A 22,840-nucleotide genomic window follows, 5' to 3' on the forward strand; every position below is an offset into this window, starting at 1 on the left:
GATACAATACTCCGTTTATGAATTATAACACATTTTTCCGAAGAATGCTATTTTTTTACGGAATTCTTTCAGGAAATTTTTTATATGACTGGTAATTTCTGCAGATTTCGCAGACACACGGTATTTTTCCCGTAAAAGTACATAGAAATCCCCCGGAGCGTTTTTGAGGGGAGGCTCCGGGGGATTCTACAATCATTTATACTCCCTATTATAATAACAACCGAGCGGGACAGAATATGACACTTTTCGGTAAAATTTTTAAAAAAATTTAAAAAAGTTGTTTTACTGTTCAAAGTCAGCAGCGTATGCAATCAGGTTCCTCAGGAAAAAGGGAACAGGAAAGCCCGGCAAAAGCCCGCTTTGCTCTCAAAACTTATAAGAACCCCCTGGAGCTGTTATGAGGGGAAGCTCCAGGGGGTTCTGCAATAATTTATACTCCCTGTCTATAATAACAATTAAGCAGGACAGAATATGACACTTTCTGACATAAAATTTTATTATTTTCTATAATTGTAACTTCTTAATTGTAAATCTAAATTCCCAATCATAGTCCCAGGTACCTTTTGATGGCTTTTTGCTCATCACCTTCACTTCCTGCAGCAATGATTTCTTTCAATGTTATAAGTTTATCCTGTAATCCATTCGAAACCTGTCCGCCTGACCATTCCAATGTTTTTCCATCCAATGTGCCTAAGTCGCACTGCACATAAGTATTACTTTTGACAGCCACTTTTGAGTCAGAGAATAATATCCCAGTTTCAAATAGTAATCGCCCAGGTATTGCATTCGTTCTATGACATGGGCAGACTGTGAAAAAATTTACTTTACTGCCGCTGTTTTGCTGCTTTTAAGTCCTCTGCCGAATACAGCTCCAGAATCTGTGATTCCGGAACACTCAGTTTTAACATATTAAAGACAGCAACTATACGTTCTTCTCTCCGTCCGTTACGTTCCCCTTTTTCTATTCCATCTTCATATATCATTTTTCCGATTTTCGTCATGGCAAGCTCCCTCCTTATTGTCTCCGCGTCTTCTCCGCTGATGAATTTATCACTCACTACCAGAAGACCGGAAAATACAAATCACTATCATTCTTATCAGAGGAATTTCTCCTGTATCAGCGTAAATACGCTTTATCACTCTCCCAATATAATTCAGGTATTTTATCCGATTCTCTGTGGTGTTTCCGGATTCGTAATCCACAAGGGCATATGTTCCGTCCTCCAGCAGAAACAGGTTATCCATCCTCAGTTCATTTGCCGATACCTCCGGCAGATTCGTGGGCAGAACTTCTTTTATCCTGGGCAGTTTCAGCCCATAGGCTTCAAAGGATTTCTCTCTGTAAGCCTCACTCAGTATCTTGAATTCTATATCTTTATTCTGCCAGGCAATCCCTTCTGACATTCCATCCCCTCCTCTTTTTTTACATTGTAACATCTGTCTGATATCAGTGCAAGAGCCGATATTTTCAGAGTAACATCTGTCTGATATCAGCGCAGGAGCCGATATTTTGAGAGTAACATCTGTCTGATATCAGTGCAGGAGCCGATATTTTCAGGCAAAGCCAGCAAAAATCCCCTCAGAGCCTTTCCAGGGGTCAGCTCCAGGGGATTTCTCCGAAAAATTTATATATTATTCCGGATACTCTGTCAGAGTATCTGCTCAATCACGTTATTCTCATACAGCAGCTTCAGCAGTGGATTCTCCTGTATCTCCTGCATCATGGCTCCTCCCCAGTCGCTGCTCTGGCACAGGGTAATCACAAAAAACAGAATCCACACAATTACCAGTCCTTCCAGAGCGCCCACAATCAGGCCGCCCACATGGTTAATGCTGTTAATTCCAGGCAATCTTGCAATGATGTCAAGAAGATGAATCAGAACGCCCAGCAGAATACTGATAATAATAAAGGACAGCGTCCAGGACAGACGCAGCAGCACCGCGTCGGCAATCAAATCTGCCGCCTGTTCGTAAAGCCCGCTGTTTTCCAGCAGGTCTCCTGTCTGCTCTGTCAGATTTCCGGTAAGGAATTCCTGCACTTCAGAGGGAAGTTCCACACCGAATACGTTCCATTTCTCTGGTTCTGCTGTTTCATTCTGGCCGGAGCCTTCCTGCTGCTCTGGCAGTCTGCCTTCCATATTTTTCTCAATCCCGGATGAAACGGCTTCCATGCATTTTTCCCGGATGGTATCATACAGGGGCGTCTGTGTCCGAAGAAATTCCGCTGTATACGGGGCGGCCAGCGACGCCAGAACTATGGTCAGCACGATGGCCACCAGCGAAAAAATCATCCGAACCATCCCTCTGATATAGCCATGAAGGGCAAAGCACCCCAGAACAATCAGCACGATTATCAGTAATATGTCCATGTTTGCTGTACTCCTATTTCAGTCTGATCCTCTGTGTTTCTCCATCTGTCAGGAAAATATAATCTCTGACTTTGTTGGCAGACATTACCTTCCAGATGTTTTTCTCAAAGTTTTCGTGATACTTCCGAATACCCCGCAGGGTGTATATGGCGCATTCCAAATCATTCCGAATACAGATTTCATCATTTTCCAGAAAGCCGATTTCCTGATATTCCATCCGGAAATCCTGGGAGAGAACTTCTGCTCCCCGCAGGTCATAAATATTCATATGATAGGAAGATTCTTTATTTTCATTATCAAACACAAATCCCATATAGGCGTCGTTATAGAAAATGCTGCGGATTTCCCGCTTCAAATCCAGTTCCTTTTTGACTTTCGGTTTCTGGGAAGCGTCAAAAATTACCGCTTTTCCATTTCCAAACCCCACCATAATATCGTTTGTGAGAAATTCCACTTTGGGTACTACCATCTCGGAGTAAGAATACTGGCCCACAATATTATCAATTTCATTCTGGCCCATGGCGTCAAAATAGAAAAAGGTAATGGTGGTTTTTACGAATCCTTCATTCACATCCAGCAGAGACACCGCCAGTTTCTTCCCGTCATTGGATATGGTCAGATCCAGGGGGTATCCGCTGTTTTCCGTATGTACTTCCCCGCCTGCCAGATATTCTCCTGATTTGTCATACACTTGTATGTATCCGGTGCCCTCCTGTTCCAACAGCACCGCAACGGTGCCCTGGCCGGCCACCTGTACCCGCTGAACGGGCATGGACGTTTTAATTTCCCCGCAGGGGCCCGTTGTGTCCATAATATAAATCCGGTCGCCCTTTTTATCTGCAATCGCCACATAGTTCTCACAGGAATCTGTCATGGGAGATTGCATTTCATAGGTCTGGTTCCAGATGGTTTTATTATTCGTATCCACCAGAGAGGCGCCGTCTTTGTTATATTTCAGAATATTTCCGTTAAACACATCAAACTGAGTGCCCGAAGTATCCTCCCGTTTTACGGTTTTCAGCACTTCGTAACCGGTATAAGTCCTGGTCTGCAAATATATATACAGCCCGGCGCTTCCGGCCAGAAGAAGAATGGTTACAAAAGCAATGATACCCAGTATTCTTCTCCGGTGCCTGTGGATTTTCTCATTCATTTCCTTTACATCCGATTTTACAATCCGGTATGCTTTATCTGCCAAAACTACACCTCCAGGTATGAAATCCGTCAACTGTGCATGGAAAGTCCGTCCTTATCATATCATACTCTTACGTTTCATGCACATTTTTTCATAATATAGTGATTCCGGCTCTTATGGAAGCAGCAGTTTCTGCCCTGCGTAAATTTTATCTCCATTTTCAATCCCGTTTACTTCACAGACTTTTCCCATCATGTCTTTGGTATGGTAAATGCTGATACAGATGGAAGCCAGGGTATCTCCCGGTTGCACCGTATAATACCGGGGTTCTGCCGCCTGTCCGCCTGAGGTTTCCTGTGCGGTATTATCTTCTGCAGGAGCCTCCGGAGAAGAGTCTGTTCCTGCTGCATCCGGTTCTGCAGTTTCCTGACTGTCCGTGTTTCCCTGTCCCGCCTGATTATCAGCATTTCCTGACTGCGGAGCTTCCTGTCCCGCCTGATTATCAGTATTTCCTGGCTGCGGGGTTCCCTGCCCGGTCTGGTCACCGGCAGCTTCCGGCTGCAAAGCGCCCTGGGCTGCTGTTTCTCCGGTACCTGTTTCCTGGCTGTCTCCTGCCTGTCCAGGTTCCGAAGCAGAAGTTTCTTCTTCCAGCGGGGATACCTGGGAGGATACGCTTTCCACCACAGGGCCGTTCTCATCCCCGGAACGCTTCCCTTCCGATTCCACATGGCTCATCACATCCAGAACATCCTCTACTTTCTGCATTTTCCGGTAATTATTGATGGTGGTAATTCCCAGAACACAGACAACCACCAGGAAAAAGGAGGAAGCGGTATAAAGGAAATTCCGGTTTTGTTTTGCAAGCTGTCTGCCCTGTCGTTCCAGTATCATGTTCCGGTAGGATTCCAGCGCTTCTTCTGCATGGGTCCGGGGTTCTTCCAGATTGTTTCTGGCAAATATTTTCTCCGGATTTCCCGGTTCCGTTCCCCGTTCCAGCTCCCGGTGCAGTTCCTGGAATGCTTCCGCCGCCGAAATTGTTTCGGATGGTTCCTGCACTGATTTCCCACGCTGCTCCGGAACTGTCTCGTCTTCCGGGCATGTCTGTGCCTGGGGGGCTTCTTCCGGCTGTTCCGGTGTCCGGGTTTTCTTCGTCTCTGACTGCTCCTGTGTCCGGGCTTTCTCTGTCTCTGACTGCTCCTGTGTCCGGGTTTTCTCTGTCTCTGACTGCTCCTGTGTCCGGGTTTTCTCTGCTTCCGGTCGTTTCTGCGTCCCGGCTTTTTTTGTCCCCGGCTGTTTTTCTGTTTCCCTTCCGGCCTTCAATTCCCGGTGCAGTTCTGCAAATTCCGTGCGTTCTTCTGCCTCCGCCAGCTCTGTCAGTTCTTCCAGCCGCTGCTCTTCTTCTTTTTTGCTGATCATATATTCCTGCATGGGAATATTTTTCTCATAATAGATGTAATAGCCTTCCCGTTTCTGCAGGTAGCCCTGGTCATAAATGAAGAACACTTCCTCATTTTCCAGCACGTCCATCAGCATAAGCACCTTGTCCCTGCCTGAAAAATATTTCCGGTGAGCTGCCTCCGCAACGGGCGTCAGTTCCATGGCCTGTCCTTTTTTTCCAAGAAACCAGCCTACAATCTCCTTTTCGGGAAAATACTGTCTGATTTCCCGTTCCGCAGATTCCCGGAAACTGTCGTCCATACAGATTTGCTCCAGCTGAAATACCGTGTTTCCGCACTCCAGGGCTCCGCTGATAAAGGTATAGCGGATATCTTTGCACACCTGGCTGTTTCCCAGAAATATTGCGGCGCAGGATTCATTTTTCCCGGCCAGAGTTTTCAGATATGTATACACGTAATCTTCCAGGTATATCTTATGTCTCCCTGCAGGGCTGCCCATCTGACGGATGTTCTTCGGAAGGCATATTTTTTTCTCTTTTTCTTCCGGTAACCCCTCTCTGCAAACAATTTCTATCATGTCTTCACCTCTTTTTCCACATGGTAGCATATTCTGTTTGCAGTTTTTGGAAATCCCTGTCAGGCCCCGGAAAAACATTTCGACGGGATTCTACAATTCTGTCCTGCCTTCCAGAGCCCGCAGCAGCGTCATCTCGTCGATGTATTCCAGATCTCCTCCCACAGGAACGCCGCTGGCGATTCTGGACACCTTGATTCCGGTGGGCTTAATCAGTTTGCTGATATACATGGCTGTGGTTTCTCCCTCCAGACTGGAGTTGGTGGCTATAATCACCTCGTCCACATCTGCCTGCAGGCGGTGCATGAGTTCTTTTAACTTTATATCTCCGGGGCCTATGCCCAGCATGGGGGAAATGGCCCCGTGGAGCACATGGTACACCCCTTCGTATTTGTTGGTTTTTTCGTAAGCTGCCAAATCCCTGGTATCTTCCACCACCATAATGGTTTTATGGTCCCGGTTTTTATTTTTACAGATGGGACAGAGTTCCTCGTCGGTGAGGGTGTAACATTCCCTGCAGTACTTTACATTTCTTCTGGCTTCCGTTATGGATGAGGACAGCCTTTCCACATGCTCCAGCGGCATATGCAAAATATGAAAAGCAAGCCGCTGTGCCGACTTGCTTCCAATTCCGGGCAGAGAAGATAACTCCTCAATCAGTTTACTTATCTGGCTGCTGTAATAATCCATTTTCTCCCTCCCTGCCTGTGTCTAAAATGGAAATCCGCCGCCCATTCCGCCGAGTCCTCCCGTGATTTTCGACATGGACTGCTGGGACGCCTCTTCAATCTGACGGAGCGCCTCATTGGTGGCCGCCATAATCAGGTCTTCCAGCATTTCAATATCGTCCGGGTCCACTACTTCTTCCGTCAGTTTCACTTTTGTGACTTCCCGCTTGCCGGAAACAGTAACCTCTACTGCTCCGCCCCCTGCAGCCGCTGTAATTTCTTTCTCCTCCAGCGCTTTGGTGGCCTCCTCCATCTGCTTCTGCATTTTCTGAGCCTGTTTCATCAGATTATTCATGTTGCCGGGCATTCCTCCCGGAAATCCTCCGCGTTTCGCCATGGTATTTCCTCCTAATCTCTGTTTCAGTCTTCTATGACTATTTCCATATTTATGAGCTTTCCAAGATCCACATAAGTATCTTCCGCCGGACGTCCTGTCTCATGCAGCTGAATTTTTACTTCTGTTTCTTTTCCAATCCGTTGAAATATGACCTGCTTTAATTCCTGCATATGGGCTTCTGAGCTGACAAAGGCCTCTGCCACTTCATCTTCCAGCACAATCAGAAGCTGGTTCTCTCCTGCCAGGCTTAAGCGGGCGGTTTTCAGATAATTTTTCAGTCCGCCGGACAGGTCTTCAATTACAGAACGCCAGTTCTGTACTACCTGCCGGATATCTTCCGGCACTGCTTTAGGCACAGGGGGAGCCGCATCCTCATTCTTCCCTGCCGGCTCCGGCTGACCTGCTGTCGTTTCTCTCTGATTCCTGCCGCCGCTTCTTCCGGAAACCTGTTCCGGCAGTATCTGTATTCCCTGTTCCAGCTTCTGCTCCAGACTGGAAATTCTCTGAACCAGAGACTCGTAATCCCGCTCCATCTGGGGCCTGCACAGCTTAATCAGGGCTATTTCCAGAAGGATTCGCTTCTGGGCAGCATACCGAAGCTGGCCGGACAGTTCCGAAAATATACGGATATAGCGTATGAGCTGTTCCGGCTCCGCCATCTTCGATTCTTCTTTTAAAAGCTGCAGGTTTTCGCTGGAAATATCCAGCACGTCTTCCATATTATCAGAACTCTGCAATAAAAGCAAATTTCTCAGATACCAGGTGAAATCTGTCACAAACTGTCCCGGTTCCCGGCCCTGTGCCACCAGTTCTTCCAGCAGGCCGACGGCGCCGGCCACATCCTGCTGCAAAATCTTCCGCAGTATTCCGGAAAACACTTCGGTATCTACAGCTCCCAGAACTTCCAGCACATGGTCATAAGTGAGACGTTCTCCCAGGTAAAAGGAAATACACTGATCCAGCAGGCTTAAGGCGTCTCTCATGGAGCCGTCCGCTGCTCTGGCAATATAGCGGATGGCTTTGGGCTCCACCTCAGTCTGTTCTTTTTCCATCAGTTCTTCCAGCCTTGCGGCAATGGTATCAATGGAAATTCTCCGGAAATCATACCGCTGGCAGCGGGAAAGGATGGTCACAGGTATCTTGTGGGCTTCGGTGGTAGCCAGAATAAAAATCACATAAGAGGGCGGTTCTTCCAGGGTTTTCAGCAGTGCATTAAAGGCTCCTGTGGAAAGCATATGAACTTCATCAATAATATAGACTTTATATCTGCCTTCCGTGGGAGAATAAGCCACTTCCTCACGGATTTCCCGGATATTATCCACACCGTTGTTAGAGGCTGCGTCAATTTCAATCACATTCATGGAACTGCCCGCGGCAATGGCCCTGCAGGAGGGGCACTGGCCGCAGGGGCTTCCTTCCTGAGGGTGTTCGCAGTTGACTGCCCTGGCAAATATTTTGGCAATGGTGGTCTTTCCGGTTCCTCTGGTTCCGCAGAACAGGTAGGCATGTCCCACCCGTTCTGCCCGTATCTGATTTTTCAGGGTTGTTACAATATGCTCCTGTCCCCGGACGTCTTCAAATTCCTGGGGACGGAATTTCCGGTATAAGGCCGTATATGACATCTTTAATCACCAAAACTGATTCCGATTAATTTTGCTTCTTTAATAATTTTGGAATCCGGTTCTACGGTTTTTAATTTTCCTGCCACTTCTCCCAGAGGAACTTTCTTCGTATTTCCATCCACCATGGCTACCATATACCCGTACTCCTCTTTCAGAATCAGATTTGCGGCTGCGGCGCCCAGTCTGGTACAGAGTACGCGGTCGTAGGGGCAGGGACTTCCACCTCTCTGGGTATGTCCCGGAACGGTCACGCGCACTTCACTTCCGATTTTTTCTTCAATCCGGGCTGCCACCTCATAGGAAACAGAAGGGTATTTCATATTCTTTTTCTTTTCTTTCAGTTCTTTTTTGGACAGGGCCGCGTCTTCTTTGGAAATGGCGCCTTCGGCTACTGCCAGTATGGTAAATCCTTTTCCGGCTTTATTTCTTCCGGCAATAGCGGAAACTACTTTGTCAATATCATAGGGGATTTCCGGAAGCAGAATAATGTCCGCGCCTCCTGCAATTCCGGCGTACAATGTCAGCCAGCCCACTTTATGGCCCATGACTTCCACAATAAACACACGGTTGTGGGAAGCGGCTGTGGTATGGATGCAGTCGATGGCTTCCGTTGCAATATTGATGGCGCTCTGGAATCCGAAGGTCACATCCGTACCGTAAATATCATTGTCTATGGTTTTGGGAAGATGAATCACATTCAGTCCTTCTTCTCTGAGAAGATTTGCCGTTTTCTGGGTTCCGTTTCCTCCCAGAATCACCAGACAGTCCAGACGCAGCTTGTAATAAGTCTGTTTCATGGCTTCCACCTTGTCCAGCCCTTTTTCATCAGGCACGCGCATCATTTTAAATGGCTGTCTGGAAGTTCCCAGAATCGTACCGCCCTTTGTAAGAATTCCTGAAAAATCCGAACCGGTAAGCAGACGGTAATTTCCGTATATCAGTCCCTTGTACCCTTCGTAAAAACCATATACTTCCAGATCTTCCACATTTTTACTCAGTCCTTTTACCACTCCGCGCATTGCCGCATTTAACGCCTGGCAGTCGCCTCCGCTTGTCAGCATTCCAATTCTTTTCATAATCTTCACATCCTTTACCATATTTCATTTCCAGTATTTTCATATATCTTTCCTTTTCACGGCAGAAAAATTATTTCCTGCCTGACGGAAATATTATAGCTCATTCTCCGGCCCATCACAAGATTTTTCTGCTGTTTCCATTTGCATTTCTGAAAATATCTGGTATAATAGCTATGGATATTACACTGCCCAAAGAGGCAGCAATTCCCATTACAGAATATTTCCAGTCTGTAATGAGAATATTACGGAGGAGTACCCAAGCGGCTGAAGGGTCTGGCTTCGAACACCAGCAGGTCGGTAGTCCCGGCGCGGGGGTTCAAATCCCCCCTCCTCCGTTTCCGGCACTTTTTTGTTTTTATAACCAAATAGTCAGGGACAAAAGAAGAAAGTACAAAAGAAGAAAATACAAAAAACGAATCCTCAGACGGTACTGCCATACCGGTCCGGGGATTCGTTTCTTTCGCCCACATGGACTTTTTATCTCTTTTTTTGCCTGTTGGCATTATAGCATATGCAAAATTTTTTCAATATGCCTGCCACAGGAAAAAAATCTCTGCACCTGTGGAAACCGCACCCTGCAGGTACTTTTCCTAATCCAGTCACAAAGATTTCTTTCGGAGCTAAAATTGAATTGAGATCTTCTCCCCTTTTTATACCCCTGTAATAATTCTACCGACATTTTATGTCAGCCGCCATACACTTTGAGGAAAATTTCCTGGTTTTTCAGATTTTTATATCCTGCTCCGGAACTTTACTTTCACGCGTCAGTGCGACGCGGTATTTCCTGATAAGATAAAAATAGGAAATTTTTCCTGGTTTTTCCTCAAAGTTCATGGCTGCCCGGCAAATATCATGCTATACTTCCATCAACATATCAGTGTTCCCATCATCAGCCGGACACATAACTGTCAATTTCACAGAGGAGGTATTTTTATGAAAAAAACAATCATAAGCACCTGTTTATCTTTTTGCCTTTTATCTGCACTTTTTCCGTCACTGCCCTCTTTCAGATTTCAGCTGAAGCTGCCCGGAATCAGCACCCTGTCATATTTTGACGATCTCATCGAGTATTACTGATTCCATCTGCCAGTTTTCTTTCAGAAAAGTCTGCAGCCTTTCACACTGCGTTCTGTTCCCCAGGGCATAAAAAGCGCAGCAGCCTTTCACCAGCGACTCTTCTGCCTGTTCTCTCTCCTGCAGTTCCAGCAGGGCCAGACCTCTGTTGATGAGGAATTCCGGGAACAGGCAGAAGCGGTTATTTTCCTGGCTCATGGCAATTCCCTGATTACACAGCTCCACCACATCTGAAAATTTGTGTTCGTCCAGCAGCAGATTGGAAAGATTAAACAGGATCATCGGATATTTCTGCACCTTTTCTTTCCGGTCTATCATATGAGTATCCATATACTGTTTCAGTCCGAAAAGTATTTCTATGGCTTTATCCCGCCTGCCCAGCTTCCGGTAAGCTCTTGCGATGTTAATAAGAATTACCATTTCGTTGTAAGTCAGCAGACCTTTCAAAATATTTTCCATCGCAATTCCATTTGGTTTTGTCATGCGCAGAGTTTCCTCCAGTTCTTCAATAGCTCCCTCCCAGTCCTGATTTTTCCGCTGTTTCACTATAATTCTGGTAAATCGGCAATATTGGGAATTCAGGATATCTCCTTTTGCTATGGTGCGCTCAAATCTGTCAATCAGCTCTTCCAGCCCTTCATACTCGTAATTGGTAATTTTGCGGACAATCCGGCTGCATATCTCCACCTGCTGCATTTCCTCTCTGCTGGAATACTGCAGAAACGTCTCCCCGCAGCCCAGGCGCTGCGTCAGCGCTTCCACAGTTTTCCGGTTGGGCATCCGCGTCCCGTTTTCAATCTTGGACAGATTTCCCACAGAACAGATACCAAAACATAATTCTTCCTGGGAATATCCACGCTCCACCCTCATATCGTGGATATAATTTCCAATTTCATATACCGCCATTCTTAATTATTTCCCTGCCTTTCCTCTCCCTCCTCTGTGTCTGACATTATAAAACACCTGGGTTTCTTTGTCCACGAAATCTGCAAATCTCCAATTGCTTCCTGTACCGCCTTCTGTTTCTCTTGCCTTTTATTTTATTTCCCTATATAATAAGAATGAAAATCAGATAACGATTCAGAATATTTTACTGTTTTTATACAGGAAAGGATTTCCCATGAAAAAATATGTTTCTCTTTTGCTTTTTTCCATGTGTTTATGCGCTGCTTTCCTGAGCGGCTGCGGCGAACCGAAAAAAAATGCCGCTGACTCTGTCAGAGCAATTTATGATTTGTATATTCTGGGCGATACCCAGGGCATCACCTCGCTGGGAATGACAGAAGAAGATATCAATACTGCCCGCCGGACGTATGACGAGTCTCTGAAAGAAACCATCCGGGCCAATTTCGCCGCCAGCGGACAGGAAATAGAAGAACAGGTTCTGGACGAACTCTGCAACGCCCGCAAGGCTGCCCTTGCCAAACTGAAGGCTACCGCCGAAATCGTCTCCGAAACGGACGGAAAAGCAACGGTTGTGATTCACACTACCTGTTTTGATGAATCTGAGCTGGACACAGATGCTTTTTTCGCCGCCAAGGAAGAAGCCCGGCATAACAGCTTTGCCACTACGGAAGAACAGAACAGATTTCTGATGGACACTTACACCGAGAATTTAATTGCTGCCTACCAGGAAGTGACGCCTTCGGAAAAAACCACGGACATTTCCGTGGACTGTGTCATTCAGAACAATACCTGGGTGCCTGCCAATATGTCTTCTTTCGGCTCCGACCTGGCTCTGGCCATTACCGGACAGACACAGTAGCCCAAAATCCGGACTGCATACGTCCCTGTGAATTTTTATGCATAAATTTCATACGATGAGAATAAGATGTAAAAAGTTTTTCGGGAGCAGAAAAATGTCTGAATTTCATCGAATGATTACATATCTTTATTTATATGAGCGCGGAATCAAACGTCACAACGTAGGATTTGCCAAAATAGAAAAACGAGACAGCCAGTGTCTTGTGGAAATACATATGAAAAACACCGGTCACAGCCTTTCGCCGATTCCGGTGTATTTCTATGCCGAAAATCAGCAGAAATTTCCCGGCATTCTGCTGGGAACCATGGGGCTCACCCGCGGAAACGGCGATTTCAAAACAATATTAAAAGGAGAGACCTTATGTGACAGCAGCTACAGGCTGGATGATGTCAGCGGAATTTTTATTCCTCTGGATTCGGAAATCATGTTTGTCAGCCAGTGGAATGACCGGGAATTTGTGAGAGAACGTTTTACAGAGCCCCGGAATCAGTCGGAACCGGCTCCGCAGAAAAAGTCTCCGGAACCGGCCTCTCCCGCAACCCCCGGCTCCACGGAGCCTTCAGCAGCAATGTCTGCAGGCCCCGGACAGGGAAACCGTACCGCAGACCCCGGCTCCCCGGAGCCTTCGGCAGTGCAGGCTGCTTCCACCGGCAGTATTCCGTCTCAGACTGCCCCGGAGGATGAACTGCCTCCCTTTCCCCTGTCCGGCTCCGGAGACAGTGATATTCCTGCTCCTTCTTCTGTTCCTGATTCAGATCTCAGGGCCGCAGAAGCCGCGCCGAAGTTAGCGGAATTTCCCAGGCAGAACCGTTCATTCCCATCTCAATCCCAGACCCAGGTCTCTGCCGGGCCGGCACAAAAACCGGAACCTCTGCCGGAAAACTGGAGCCTGAAATGGGACTTTATTCTTGAAAATTATCCGGTGATGACGCCTTTTGCCGGGGATGAATCCACCCTCTGCGTCCGTCTGGAGTTAAAGGATCTGCGTCTTCTGCCCCGTCAGTACTGGTATCTGGGCAATAACAGTTTCCTGCTCCACGGATTTTTCAATTACCGCTATCTGATTCTGGGTATGACGGAGAAAAACGGAAAAAAACGCTGGTTTGTGGGCATTCCCGGCATATACCAGAATCCGGAGCGGGTGATGGCCACCCTGTTCGGATTCCCGGAATTCCGTAACGAGAAGTCTGTCCCTGTAAATACCGGGGAATTCGGCTACTGGTACCGCTACCTGAACGAGCCCTGACAGAATTATGCCTCCCCGCCTCGTTGGGAGGCATCCGCCTCCGAAAGCAGAGCGTACAGCTCGTGGTCTCTCCAGACCCCATGCAGTCTGACGCTCTGTCTTTTTACGCCCTCCAGCTCAAATCCCAGGTTCCGCAGCAGTTTACCGGAAGCAGTATTCTCCGGCAGCACACTTGCCTCTATCCGGTGCAGTTTCATGTCCTCAAACATCACGCGGATTCCTCTGGAAATACTTTCCCTGGCATAACCTCTTCCCCAGTATCTGTGATCAAATTTGTATCCCAGCTCACAGGACTGGTAATAGCCCCGGTTAATATGATGAAAAGACACGGTGCCGATAATCCTCTCCGGCTTTCCTTTTTCAAACACCCAGAACCGGACAGATTTCTGCTTTACTGCCATATTGTACTCGCACTGAATCAGTTTTTTCTGAAATTTTTCCGTATAAAACTGCAGGGGCCTGTCCGTCTCGTATTCTTCGAATATTTCCTGGTTATCCAGATGGAATTTCAGTATCTGAGGGGCGGCTGTATCCGTCAGTACTTTTAATTCCAGACGTTCGGTCTGATACATCAGATTCATTTGTATGTTCTCCTGGTTTCCTGTATAATGATATCATTATCTTATCATACTCATTCAGAAAAAAACAGGAGCGCCTATGAATCAGGAAGAAAAATTTATGAAGGCCGCCATCCGGGAGGCCCGGAAAGCTGAAAAAATTCAGGAGGTTCCCATCGGCTGCGTTATCGTATACGAAAATAAAATTATTGCCAGAGGCTACAACCGAAGAAATACGGATAAGAATACGCTGGCTCACGCGGAACTTTCCGCCATAAAAAAAGCCAGTAAAAAGCTGGGAGACTGGCGGCTGGAAGGGTGTACCATGTATGTGACGCTGGAACCCTGCCAGATGTGCGCCGGAGCCATCGTCCAGTCCAGAATGGACCGGGTGGTCATCGGAAGCATGAATCCCAAAGCAGGCTGTGCCGGTTCTGTACTGAATCTGCTGCAGATACCTGCATTCAATCATCAGGTGGATTTGGAATACGGCGTACTGGAAGAAGAATGTTCTTCCATGCTCAGCGAATTTTTCCGAAAGCTGCGGGAAACAAAGCGGCAGCAGAAACAAATGGTAACAGGGAAGCTGAAGGCTGAACTGTTACAACAAATGGAATAAAACCTTTCGGAACGGTTGACATTTTCCCTTAAAAAGGATATACTTAAGACTCCGAGCAGCTGGGGCGGTAGCGGTGCCCTGTACCAACAATCCGCTATAGTTGGAGTGATGTTCTGCCCCGGGTTTTTGCCTGTGGGGCTGCCTTTTATAAGTGGTGATGACGTCTGGGTCTTACGCAATGGAACTCTGTGAACCGTGTCAGGTTGGGAACAAAGCAGCACTAAGCAGAATCTTTCATGTGCCGTAAGGGCGCCTGGGCTGAGCTAACTGTAAGAGTAACGCCCATGGTCAGGATTCAAAGCAGAACGCTCGGATTTTAAATTTCCAAAAAAGGAGAATTCATTTGAAACATATACTGCGCAAAACCAGAAACGCCCTGTATGAATCCTGTAATTTTCTGGAGCTGATGATGGCCCTTGTGGTTCTGGCCGCTATTCTGATTGCATGTAGCTCCCTTGGCAGTTCTTTTCTGGATTACTGGAACGACAGAAGTTCCAACGCCGCTTTCCTGACTTTTGTGGGACATGTGTTCAATATCCTGATTGGTATTGAATTTTTAAAAATGCTCTGTCAGCCCAGCGAAGATACGGTACTGGAAGTTCTGATTTTCCTTGTGGCCCGCCATATGATCCTGGACCACACTACCGTAGTGGAAAATCTTATCACCATTCTGAGTATCGGAATTCTGTTTGCTATCAAAAAATATATCAATCTGCCTGCCCGCAAGGGAAGTTACGGTATTTTCTCCGGCAATTCCGGCTCGGAACCCTCCGGCAGGGAGCCGGCGCCGTCTTCTGAAGACATCCAGAACTGATATGGGAAAATTTTACTGTCCCCCGGCCCTTGACATTTCGGCGCCGGGGGATTATATTAAACAGGAATCAATAATAATTATCATTATTACAGGAGGTAGGAACATTGATGAAATACAGCCGCCAACGGGAATGCATACGTGAATTTCTTGCTGACCGTTGTGACCATCCTACTGCCGAGACAGTTTACATGAATGTGAAAAAAGATTTTCCCAATATCAGTCTTGGAACCGTATACCGTAATTTATCTCTTCTGGCCGATTTGGGAGAAATCAGGAAAATTTCGACCGGTACAGGACCTGACCGTTTCGACGGAAATACATCCCCCCATTATCATGTTTTCTGCACCGGATGCGGCAGTGTCATGGATTTGAAAATGGAAAATATCAACCATATCGACATTATTGCCGGCAATGAATTTGAGGGCAGAATCCACGGGCATATCACTTATTTTCTCGGTACCTGCAGGGAATGCATGAAAAAAGAAAATAATGAAAATATCTCTTGACAGAAGCCCGGAGATATGCTATTTTAATTTCAGTAATAATTACTGTTTTTAATTTACTAACAAGATTTGGGTATCAAAAGGGTGCGCAGCGCCAAAGGTGTTTTTGACACCCTAATCCTGAAAATAAAATAAATACATAGAAAGGAAGAAATCACTATGAAAAAATTTGTATGTAGCGTATGCGGTTATGTTTATGAAGGAGATGCAGCACCGGAGAAATGTCCGCAGTGCGGCGTACCTGCTTCCAAATTCACAGAGCAGACCGGAGAAATGTCCTGGGCTGCAGAGCATGTAATCGGCGTTGCACAGGGTGTTTCTGAAGATATTATCAAAGACCTGAGAGCAAACTTCAACGGAGAATGTACCGAGGTTGGTATGTATCTGGCTATGGCAAGAGTTGCTCACAGAGAAGGCTATCCGGAAATTGGCCTTTACTGGGAAAAAGCTGCTTATGAAGAGGCAGAACATGCTGCTAAATTTGCAGAACTTCTTGGCGAAGTTGTTACTGACAGCACCAAAAAGAATCTGGAAATGAGAATTGAAGCTGAAAACGGTGCAACTGCAGGCAAAACTGACCTGGCAAAACGTGCAAAAGCTGCAAATCTTGACGCAATTCATGACACCGTTCATGAGATGGCAAGAGATGAGGCAAGACATGGCAAGGCATTTGAAGGTCTGCTTAAGAGATACTTTGGATAAGCTGAAAACAGCATAAAATAAGCATTTACGGCAATTTCAGGGTGCATGGATAAAAGTCCATGCACCCTTATTTTTTCTCTGCATTTCTGATTCCCTTACCGCTCCGGCATCTGAAAACCCTTAAGCGCCCGGTTCAGGCAATCGTTAAAGGGCTTCATGTTCCGGAACATGTCCGCCGCAAATGTCAGGAATTCTTCTCCGTTTCTGATAAGTTCATCTGTCACCGGATATTCCAGATACCAGCTTTTATATTTCAGAAATTCAGCCTGGGGATGTTCTTTGTCGTAACCGCGGGGCACATTTTTCAGGGCTGCGCCCTGCACTTTAAAATTTTCCTGAAATTCTTTCTGGCAGATAATTTCTTCCCATTCTTCCGGATGTTCCTGAATATAATCCCGCACCATTTTTGTGGCGTCCTTAAACATATCCGCAAAGAGCCCTCCTCCAAGGAAGGACTGATTGTCCGGCTTTATCATAAGATAATAGCCCACCGGCACCGGCAGCTTGCCCTGCGGGCCCATATGGGCGCGGAAGGAAGGATTATAAGGGGATTTGTCATGGCTGAAACGGGTGTCCCGCACCAGCCTGAAGGTGAGATTTTTGGGTTCATGGTGCAGAATACTGCTGTCAAATGCGCCGATTTTCAGCATGAGCTCCTGCAGGAATTCCTCGAACGCTTCATTTGCCTGGTGGTATGCTTCTTTATGGGCGTGATACCACTCCCGATTATTATTCTGGCTTAACTCTTTCAGGTAATCCAGTATCAGTGATGTATTCATGTGATGTTCTCCTTTATGTTATGCTTTCTTTTACGTTATGCTTTTTATGTTATGAATTCTTTACTACGGACATGGAAGCGGAATCCAGAAATTCCCGTACAAATTCTCTGAGATGTTCCGGCGTTTCATAAGATTTACAGAAGGAAAATTTTGCTGCCAGACCGTCAATATCTTCCATGGCCTCTTTTACATCCCGCATTTTATCATCCGGAATTGCTGTGGCTGCAACATAGTCCAGATGAGCCGGATTAATTCTGTGGTTTTGAATGGCATAATCTATCCGGTTTTTACATTTGCAGGCGCCTGTTCCGTATTCCCCGCAGTAGGTTTCCAGAAAATCACCTACTTTCCGTCGGATTCTGGACAGCTTCTGACGATAGGCTTCCGGAGTCATATCCAGAAGATCCCCGGCTATCCGGCTGTCTGTCCGAAACATGGTGCCCAGCACAAAAATACATCTGCTCTCCGTATCAAGGCACTGAAGCATTACATTGGTACAGGCCATTTTCAGTTCTTCCTCCAGGATGCTCCGCTCCACATTCTGGCTCAAATCCGGGATATCCTCCAGCTTTCCGTTTTTGATATCATCACCGTAATATTCAAAGCTCAGGGGATATTTTGCAAACATATGCTTTTTATAATCTTTCAGATGGTTTACCGCAATACGGAATACCCAGGTGGAAAAAGCGCTTTCCTTCCGAAAAGATGACAGATGGGTAATCACTTTCAGTATAATATCCTGCGACGCATCCTCCGCATCCGCAAACGTACCCAACATGCGCAGGGACAGATTAAAAATCAGATCCTGCACGCCGGAAATCACCGTTTCCAGAGCTTCTTTGTCCCCGGCAACTGCCTGGTCAATCAAAAGGGACAGTTCTTCGTTTGTTTTATGTTCCATGTTCTTTTGTTCCACGTTCTTTACCTCCTGTATAATAAGACGTAATATTTCTGCTTTTGTGACAGGAAAAAACCCGCCGGAACAAATTTTTCATGATCTGTTCTGACGAGGTATCCCCTGTATCGCTTATTTTTGATTTGCAGGCTCAATGTTGATACTTTTGCCTTTGATTTTGGAGTTGGTCATAGCCTGCAGTACTTCTTTTCCGTATTCCCGCGGTACTTCCACAAAGGTATACTTGTCGTACATGTCAATGGCTCCCACCAGCTTTCCGGGCATACCGGATTCTCCGGCAATGGCTCCCAGAATATCTCCCGGCTTCACATGCTGTTTTTTCCCGATATTGATAAAAAGACGCACCATGCCTTCTTCTGCACCTGTATCGCCGAATTCGTAATTTTCCATACTGCTCTGAGCTTTTTCTTCTTCGCCCAGCAATGCCAGCTTTAAGAAAGCTGCCGCAATGTCCATGGCAGTGTAATCTGCTTCATTTACCTGTGATTCAATCATATTTACCATGGAGGTCAGGTCTTCTTCCTCGATAATGGTTCCGATATGGTCCATAATTTTCTCCAGTTTTACCTGCACCACGTCTTCCATGCTGGGCACTTTCTGTGCCAGAATCTTGGTTTTGCAGTAACGCTGAATGTCTTTTAATTTATAGACCTCTTTTCCTTTTACAAAGGTGAAGGAACGTCCGGTTCTGCCTGCCCGTCCGGTTCTGCCGATACGGTGTACATAATATTCGTCATCCTGGGGCAGATCAAAGTTAAATACTGCTTCCACATCATCCACGTCAATGCCTCTTGCAGCCACGTCGGTGGCTACCAGAATCTCCGTATTGCCGTTGCGGAAATGGTTCATCACCCTGTCACGCTGCATCTGCTTCATGTCGCCGTGGAGGCCTTCCGCAAAATATCCCCGTCCCTGCAGTGCATTGGTGAGTTCGTCCACCATCCGCTTGGTATTGCAGAATACCAGGGAAAGTTTGGGATCATACACATCCAGCAGCCTGCTGAGCACTTCTACTTTGTCTTTACGTTTTACATCATAATAGTACTGTTCAATATTGGGAACGGTCAGTTCCTTTTTTACCACTTTAATGGTAACTGCGTCTTTCTGATACTTTTTGGTAATCTCCAGAATAGGTTTGGGCATGGTTGCGGAGAACAGCACAGTCTGCCGCTCCTGCGGAATATATTCCAGAACCGTCTCAATATCTTCACGGAATCCCATGTTCAGCATTTCGTCCGCTTCATCCAGTACAATGGTATTTACTTCTTCGCACTTGATGGTTCTCCGCCTCAGGTGGTCCATAATCCGCCCCGGTGTTCCGATAATAATCTGAGCTCCGCCTTTTAAAGAACGAATCTGTTTCACAATGTCCTGTCCTCCGTATACGGGAAGGACTTTCACGCCATGCATGTATTTTGCAAGGCAGCGCACTTCCTCCGCCACCTGGATGGCCAGTTCTCTGGTGGGACAGAGGACAATCGCCTGGGTATGTTTATCATGGGGATTTACCTTCATCAGCAATGGAATTCCAAATGCCGCTGTTTTACCGGTTCCTGTCTGGGCCTGTCCGATTACGTCCACGCCTTCCATGACAACGGGAATTGCCTTGCTCTGAATGGGCGTGGCTTCTTCAAATCCCATCTCCTGAATTGCTCTCAATATCTGTGGGTATAAATTTAATTCGTCAAATCTTACTGTTTCCATATAATTCCTTTCATCTCTCTCACAAAGTCTGTTGCTTATCATAGCAGAGAAACGGGCCATTGTCAAATTATTTGTAACAGTTATGGGGGAAAGGCTGAACTGATACAATTATTTTCAAAAATCTTCCCCTTCTTATTGACTTTTATTTCTTCAAGGTGTAGTATCTGTTTATAAACAATGTAGTTTTTAATACTATGTAATCATATTTCCATTACTTTTACATATACTATAACTGTTGATTACACTTTTAAATGATTACCAGAAGGAGGATATGTTATTATGAAATTCAAGCTGAAAGACCCCGGAAGTTCCATTACTCATTTTATCGGTATGCTGATGGCTCTGTTTGCGGCCACACCTCTGTTAATCCGTGCTTCCATGAATCCGGACCTGGTTCATGTGGTTTCTCTTTCTGTTTTTATTATAAGCATGATTTTACTTTATGGGGCCAGCGCGGCTTACCACGCACTGGATTTATCGGAAAAGACAAACCGGATTCTGCGCAAGCTGGATCACATGATGATTTTTGTGCTGATTGCCGGCACTTACACGCCGGTATGTGTGATTGTTCTGGGAGGCCGGACTGGATATGGCCTTCTGGCTCTGGTATGGGGTATTGCTCTTGTGGGTATCCTTGTGAAGGCTTTCTGGATTACCTGTCCGAAATGGTTTTCTTCTATATTATATATTGCCATGGGCTGGGTGTGCGTGCTGGCTTTTACCCAGATTATCACTTCTCTTTCTCCCCAGGCATTCGGATGGCTGCTGGCGGGAGGCATTATTTACACCATCGGAGGTGTTATATACGCTTTAAAGCTGCCGATTTTCAATTCCAGACATAAAAATTTCGGCTCTCATGAGATTTTTCATCTGTTTGTTATGGGCGGCAGTGTGTGTCATTTTATTATGATGTACTGTTTTGTTGCAAATATGCCTTTGCTTTGATGTACCAGGCACGATTAAGCCTGTCCATGTATCAGCGCTTCTTTTTCTTTTCTGGTAAGTTTTTTAATCCAGGCTTCCCGCTGCATGGCTTCCTGTTTCGTCTCGTGCGCTTCCTGATACAGCAGTTTTACCGGCCCCCGCCCTCTGGTATATTTGGCTCCCTTTCCCGCATTGTGCTGCTCCAGCCGCTTTTCCAGATTGTTGGTCCATCCTGTATACAGGGTACCGTCACTGCACTGTAAAATATAAGTAACGTTTTCTTTTTCTTTCATTCTGTCTGTTGACTCCTGTTATGTACAGAGACTGCAGGCAGTCTCCTGTATGCAAAGCAGCACGTAATGCCGGTATATAATCCATAGAATATGATTTCCAACAATCTCCGTTTCATGTATAAAAGAATTTCTTTCTGTGAAATTCCGTGCTGCGGATGGTCGCTTTTATTTATACTTTATGTTATGAGAAAGATGGGAATCGGTGCCTGTTTTACATGAGTTAAACTTTGTGCAGGCGGCAGACAATGGTATTTACTGCCGTTGAGGCCGCATTGTTGGATGCATGACCGTCACTGGGCGTACTTCCCAGGGTAATCATATACCTGCCGTCTCCGTGAAAATACAGCTTATTGTGCTTATTCTCCTTACTGATAAATCCCAGTTCGTTCAGTCTCTTTTTGTCTTTCGCATTTAGCCGGTCCACTCTGCTCAGAATATCTTTCAAATCCCCTTCCAGGATTTTCCCCTTCCCTGTAATTGCATTTTCTTCCAAAATGGCTTTCAGTACATGATATATTCTCCATCCCACCTGATTGGGGTCATCATCCATCTGTTTCTTTTCCCGCTCCAGCAGTTCCAGAATCATATCTTTAATTTCTCCCTCAAAAAATTCCGATTCGCTACATGCAAATACAATGTCTCCTGTCTGCCGGTCTTTCTTTTTTTGCAGGGCATCCTTATAATATTCCACCTTGCTTCTCAGTTCATTTGCTTCTTCTTCCAGTTGCGCATACTCTTCGTCTTTCAATTTCAGGACTTCCTCAGAGGCTTCTGCCAGCTCCGTATTTTCCTCTTTATATTTTTGATTCTTCTCCAGCAGTTTCTGATATTTTATGGTCTCCCAGGTATATCTATCTTCCACTTTCACCTGAGAAAGCCTCTTACATACAGATTCCACGATTTCTTTTCGGAACGTGTTGGATTCGCTGAATTCTTCCGGAATAATCCGGTTCCCTGCCTTGTCCGTATAATAAATATGTACTGCTCCGTTAAATGGATTCTTTCCTCCTGTCCTCCTTTTCAGTTTTCTTGTTATATCCGTACTTTCCTCCACCAGTACATGGGCAGTTCCGGCCAGGTCTTTGGCCAGTTCCTCCGTATCCAGAATGGTGGTGCTGTCCATAAACCGTTTGGTAACGTATACTATCGGAAGAAGATACTTTGTTTTACCGCATATCACATCCTCCGCCAGCGTGATATTCTGCCGGGTAATCAGAACTTCCTTATCTGAAATCTGCAATGTATTGTCTTTCGCTCCATAGCCGGCCCGCAGTATTTCTTTCATCAGCCTTGGGCGATGGAATCTGTGGGGTACAATACTTTCCTTATCCATGGCGTCCCGGTTCAGACGTACAAACAGCAGATTCCTGTCATCGCTTTCCGTAAAGGTAAAATTATTGGTCCAAAGGATATCACCGTCTCTGTTTTCCAGCCGGATTGCCATGGTTTTTTTATCATCTGACACAATCACAGAAAACTTCTGCTTTTCACATTTCTGCTCATAGTAATCCTCTCCATTCCAGGTGAGACTGTCAAATCCATAATGGGGACTCATGTTTACCCACTCGAAGGCAAGTTCCGCCATTTTCTCTTTTGTCAGTTCTTTTGTCACATAAAACATTGTTGAAAATATAACCATTCTCCCACTCCTTTGTCCTTTCTGTCCTGATTTGAATCAAATCGGACATTTCATCCTGTCTGTTTTT

At 46.0% G+C, this 22,840-nt stretch carries 23 protein-coding genes, 1 tRNA gene and 1 other RNA gene; 9 read left to right on the plus strand and 16 right to left on the minus strand.

The genetic code is table 11. From position 1 onward, the window contains the following. Window positions 1-824: 824 nt before the first annotated feature. The 9 genes from VSQ32_15510 to VSQ32_15550 form a co-directional block, all read right to left on the minus strand. The gene (locus VSQ32_15510; protein ID MEH2944232.1) at window positions 825-1,001 is read right to left on the minus strand and encodes a hypothetical protein; all 177 of its coding nucleotides are present in this window, start codon (window positions 999-1,001) and stop codon (window positions 825-827) included. A 49-nt stretch (window positions 1,002-1,050) separates the two neighbouring features. Continuing rightward, the gene (locus tag VSQ32_15515) at window positions 1,051-1,404 is read right to left on the minus strand and encodes a hypothetical protein (protein ID MEH2944233.1); all 354 of its coding nucleotides are present in this window, start codon (window positions 1,402-1,404) and stop codon (window positions 1,051-1,053) included. Window positions 1,405-1,649: 245 nt separating this feature from the next. Then, window positions 1,650-2,369 carry a CvpA family protein gene (locus VSQ32_15520; protein ID MEH2944234.1) on the minus strand — a complete coding sequence of 240 codons (720 nt, stop codon included), beginning with the start codon at window positions 2,367-2,369 and terminating at the stop codon, window positions 1,650-1,652. Window positions 2,370-2,382: 13 nt separating this feature from the next. After that, window positions 2,383-3,567 (minus strand): DUF5711 family protein, encoded by a 1,185-nt coding sequence (locus VSQ32_15525; protein ID MEH2944235.1) that lies wholly within the window; start codon window positions 3,565-3,567, stop codon window positions 2,383-2,385. A 111-nt stretch (window positions 3,568-3,678) separates the two neighbouring features. Continuing rightward, window positions 3,679-5,478 (minus strand): LysM peptidoglycan-binding domain-containing protein, encoded by a 1,800-nt coding sequence (locus tag VSQ32_15530; GenBank protein ID MEH2944236.1) that lies wholly within the window; start codon window positions 5,476-5,478, stop codon window positions 3,679-3,681. Window positions 5,479-5,568: 90 nt separating this feature from the next. Beyond that, on the minus strand, window positions 5,569-6,165 hold the full coding sequence (gene recR, locus VSQ32_15535) for a recombination mediator RecR (GenBank protein ID MEH2944237.1): 597 nt from the start codon (window positions 6,163-6,165) through the stop codon (window positions 5,569-5,571). Window positions 6,166-6,186: 21 nt separating this feature from the next. Further along, on the minus strand, window positions 6,187-6,540 hold the full coding sequence (locus VSQ32_15540) for a YbaB/EbfC family nucleoid-associated protein (protein MEH2944238.1): 354 nt from the start codon (window positions 6,538-6,540) through the stop codon (window positions 6,187-6,189). Window positions 6,541-6,563: 23 nt separating this feature from the next. Continuing rightward, window positions 6,564-8,162, minus strand: coding sequence for a DNA polymerase III subunit gamma/tau (gene dnaX / locus VSQ32_15545; GenBank protein ID MEH2944239.1), 1,599 nt, complete (start codon window positions 8,160-8,162; stop codon window positions 6,564-6,566). 2 nt (window positions 8,163-8,164) lie between these two features. After that, a complete protein-coding gene (locus tag VSQ32_15550) occupies window positions 8,165-9,238 on the minus strand; it encodes an ATP-dependent 6-phosphofructokinase (GenBank protein MEH2944240.1) in 1,074 nt (357 codons plus the stop codon). Window positions 9,239-9,484: 246 nt separating this feature from the next. Between VSQ32_15550 and VSQ32_15555 the strand changes: the two genes are divergently transcribed. Beyond that, a tRNA-Ser gene (locus tag VSQ32_15555) sits at window positions 9,485-9,573 on the plus strand. 709 nt (window positions 9,574-10,282) lie between these two features. On the opposite strand, the gene VSQ32_15560 is transcribed toward VSQ32_15555, so the two are convergent. Continuing rightward, on the minus strand, window positions 10,283-11,218 hold the full coding sequence (locus tag VSQ32_15560) for a helix-turn-helix domain-containing protein (GenBank protein MEH2944241.1): 936 nt from the start codon (window positions 11,216-11,218) through the stop codon (window positions 10,283-10,285). A 214-nt stretch (window positions 11,219-11,432) separates the two neighbouring features. Between VSQ32_15560 and VSQ32_15565 the strand changes: the two genes are divergently transcribed. Together VSQ32_15565 and VSQ32_15570 are read left to right on the plus strand one after the other, a co-directional pair. After that, entirely contained in the window at window positions 11,433-12,077 is a 645-nt protein-coding gene (locus tag VSQ32_15565) for a DUF5105 domain-containing protein (GenBank protein ID MEH2944242.1), read from the plus strand. 94 nt (window positions 12,078-12,171) lie between these two features. Next, window positions 12,172-13,323, plus strand: coding sequence for a DUF6128 domain-containing protein (locus tag VSQ32_15570; GenBank protein ID MEH2944243.1), 1,152 nt, complete (start codon window positions 12,172-12,174; stop codon window positions 13,321-13,323). Window positions 13,324-13,328: 5 nt separating this feature from the next. Here the strand turns inward: VSQ32_15570 and VSQ32_15575 are convergent, their stop codons facing one another. Beyond that, window positions 13,329-13,904 carry a GNAT family protein gene (locus VSQ32_15575; protein MEH2944244.1) on the minus strand — a complete coding sequence of 192 codons (576 nt, stop codon included), beginning with the start codon at window positions 13,902-13,904 and terminating at the stop codon, window positions 13,329-13,331. Window positions 13,905-13,980: 76 nt separating this feature from the next. Here VSQ32_15575 and tadA point away from each other — a divergent pair, with 76 nt between their 5' ends. From tadA to VSQ32_15600, 5 genes are all read left to right on the plus strand, one after another. After that, window positions 13,981-14,499, plus strand: a complete 519-nt coding sequence (gene tadA / locus VSQ32_15580; GenBank protein ID MEH2944245.1) for a tRNA adenosine(34) deaminase TadA — start codon at window positions 13,981-13,983, stop codon at window positions 14,497-14,499. A 51-nt stretch (window positions 14,500-14,550) separates the two neighbouring features. Then, window positions 14,551-14,812, plus strand: an RNA gene (ffs, locus tag VSQ32_15585) — signal recognition particle sRNA large type. A gap of 30 nt (window positions 14,813-14,842) precedes the next feature. Next, window positions 14,843-15,313, plus strand: a complete 471-nt coding sequence (locus VSQ32_15590; GenBank protein MEH2944246.1) for a hypothetical protein — start codon at window positions 14,843-14,845, stop codon at window positions 15,311-15,313. 107 nt (window positions 15,314-15,420) lie between these two features. Continuing rightward, complete coding sequence (locus tag VSQ32_15595; protein MEH2944247.1) at window positions 15,421-15,819, plus strand: transcriptional repressor; 399 nt, start codon at window positions 15,421-15,423, stop codon at window positions 15,817-15,819. A gap of 156 nt (window positions 15,820-15,975) precedes the next feature. Beyond that, window positions 15,976-16,518, plus strand: coding sequence for an NADH peroxidase (locus tag VSQ32_15600; protein MEH2944248.1), 543 nt, complete (start codon window positions 15,976-15,978; stop codon window positions 16,516-16,518). A gap of 95 nt (window positions 16,519-16,613) precedes the next feature. On the opposite strand, the gene VSQ32_15605 is transcribed toward VSQ32_15600, so the two are convergent. From VSQ32_15605 to VSQ32_15615, 3 genes are all read right to left on the minus strand, one after another. Further along, the gene (locus VSQ32_15605) at window positions 16,614-17,297 is read right to left on the minus strand and encodes a DUF2461 domain-containing protein (protein ID MEH2944249.1); all 684 of its coding nucleotides are present in this window, start codon (window positions 17,295-17,297) and stop codon (window positions 16,614-16,616) included. Window positions 17,298-17,346: 49 nt separating this feature from the next. Continuing rightward, window positions 17,347-18,198, minus strand: coding sequence for an RNA polymerase sigma factor (locus VSQ32_15610; GenBank protein ID MEH2944250.1), 852 nt, complete (start codon window positions 18,196-18,198; stop codon window positions 17,347-17,349). 126 nt (window positions 18,199-18,324) lie between these two features. After that, window positions 18,325-19,917: a DEAD/DEAH box helicase gene (locus VSQ32_15615; protein MEH2944251.1), complete on the minus strand. Its 1,593-nt coding sequence runs from the start codon at window positions 19,915-19,917 to the stop codon at window positions 18,325-18,327. A gap of 279 nt (window positions 19,918-20,196) precedes the next feature. On the opposite strand from VSQ32_15615, the gene VSQ32_15620 reads away from it, so the two are divergent. After that, window positions 20,197-20,862 carry a hemolysin III family protein gene (locus VSQ32_15620; protein MEH2944252.1) on the plus strand — a complete coding sequence of 222 codons (666 nt, stop codon included), beginning with the start codon at window positions 20,197-20,199 and terminating at the stop codon, window positions 20,860-20,862. 14 nt (window positions 20,863-20,876) lie between these two features. On the opposite strand, the gene VSQ32_15625 is transcribed toward VSQ32_15620, so the two are convergent. After that, on the minus strand, window positions 20,877-21,134 hold the full coding sequence (locus VSQ32_15625; GenBank protein MEH2944253.1) for a GIY-YIG nuclease family protein: 258 nt from the start codon (window positions 21,132-21,134) through the stop codon (window positions 20,877-20,879). Between the two features lie 220 nt (window positions 21,135-21,354). Continuing rightward, window positions 21,355-22,773, minus strand: a complete 1,419-nt coding sequence (locus tag VSQ32_15630) for a hypothetical protein (protein MEH2944254.1) — start codon at window positions 22,771-22,773, stop codon at window positions 21,355-21,357. Between the last annotated feature and the right edge of the window lie 67 nt (window positions 22,774-22,840).

This window comes from Lachnospiraceae bacterium JLR.KK002, from assembly GCA_036941025.1.
In the GTDB taxonomy this organism is placed as follows: domain Bacteria; phylum Bacillota; class Clostridia; order Lachnospirales; family Lachnospiraceae; genus Petralouisia.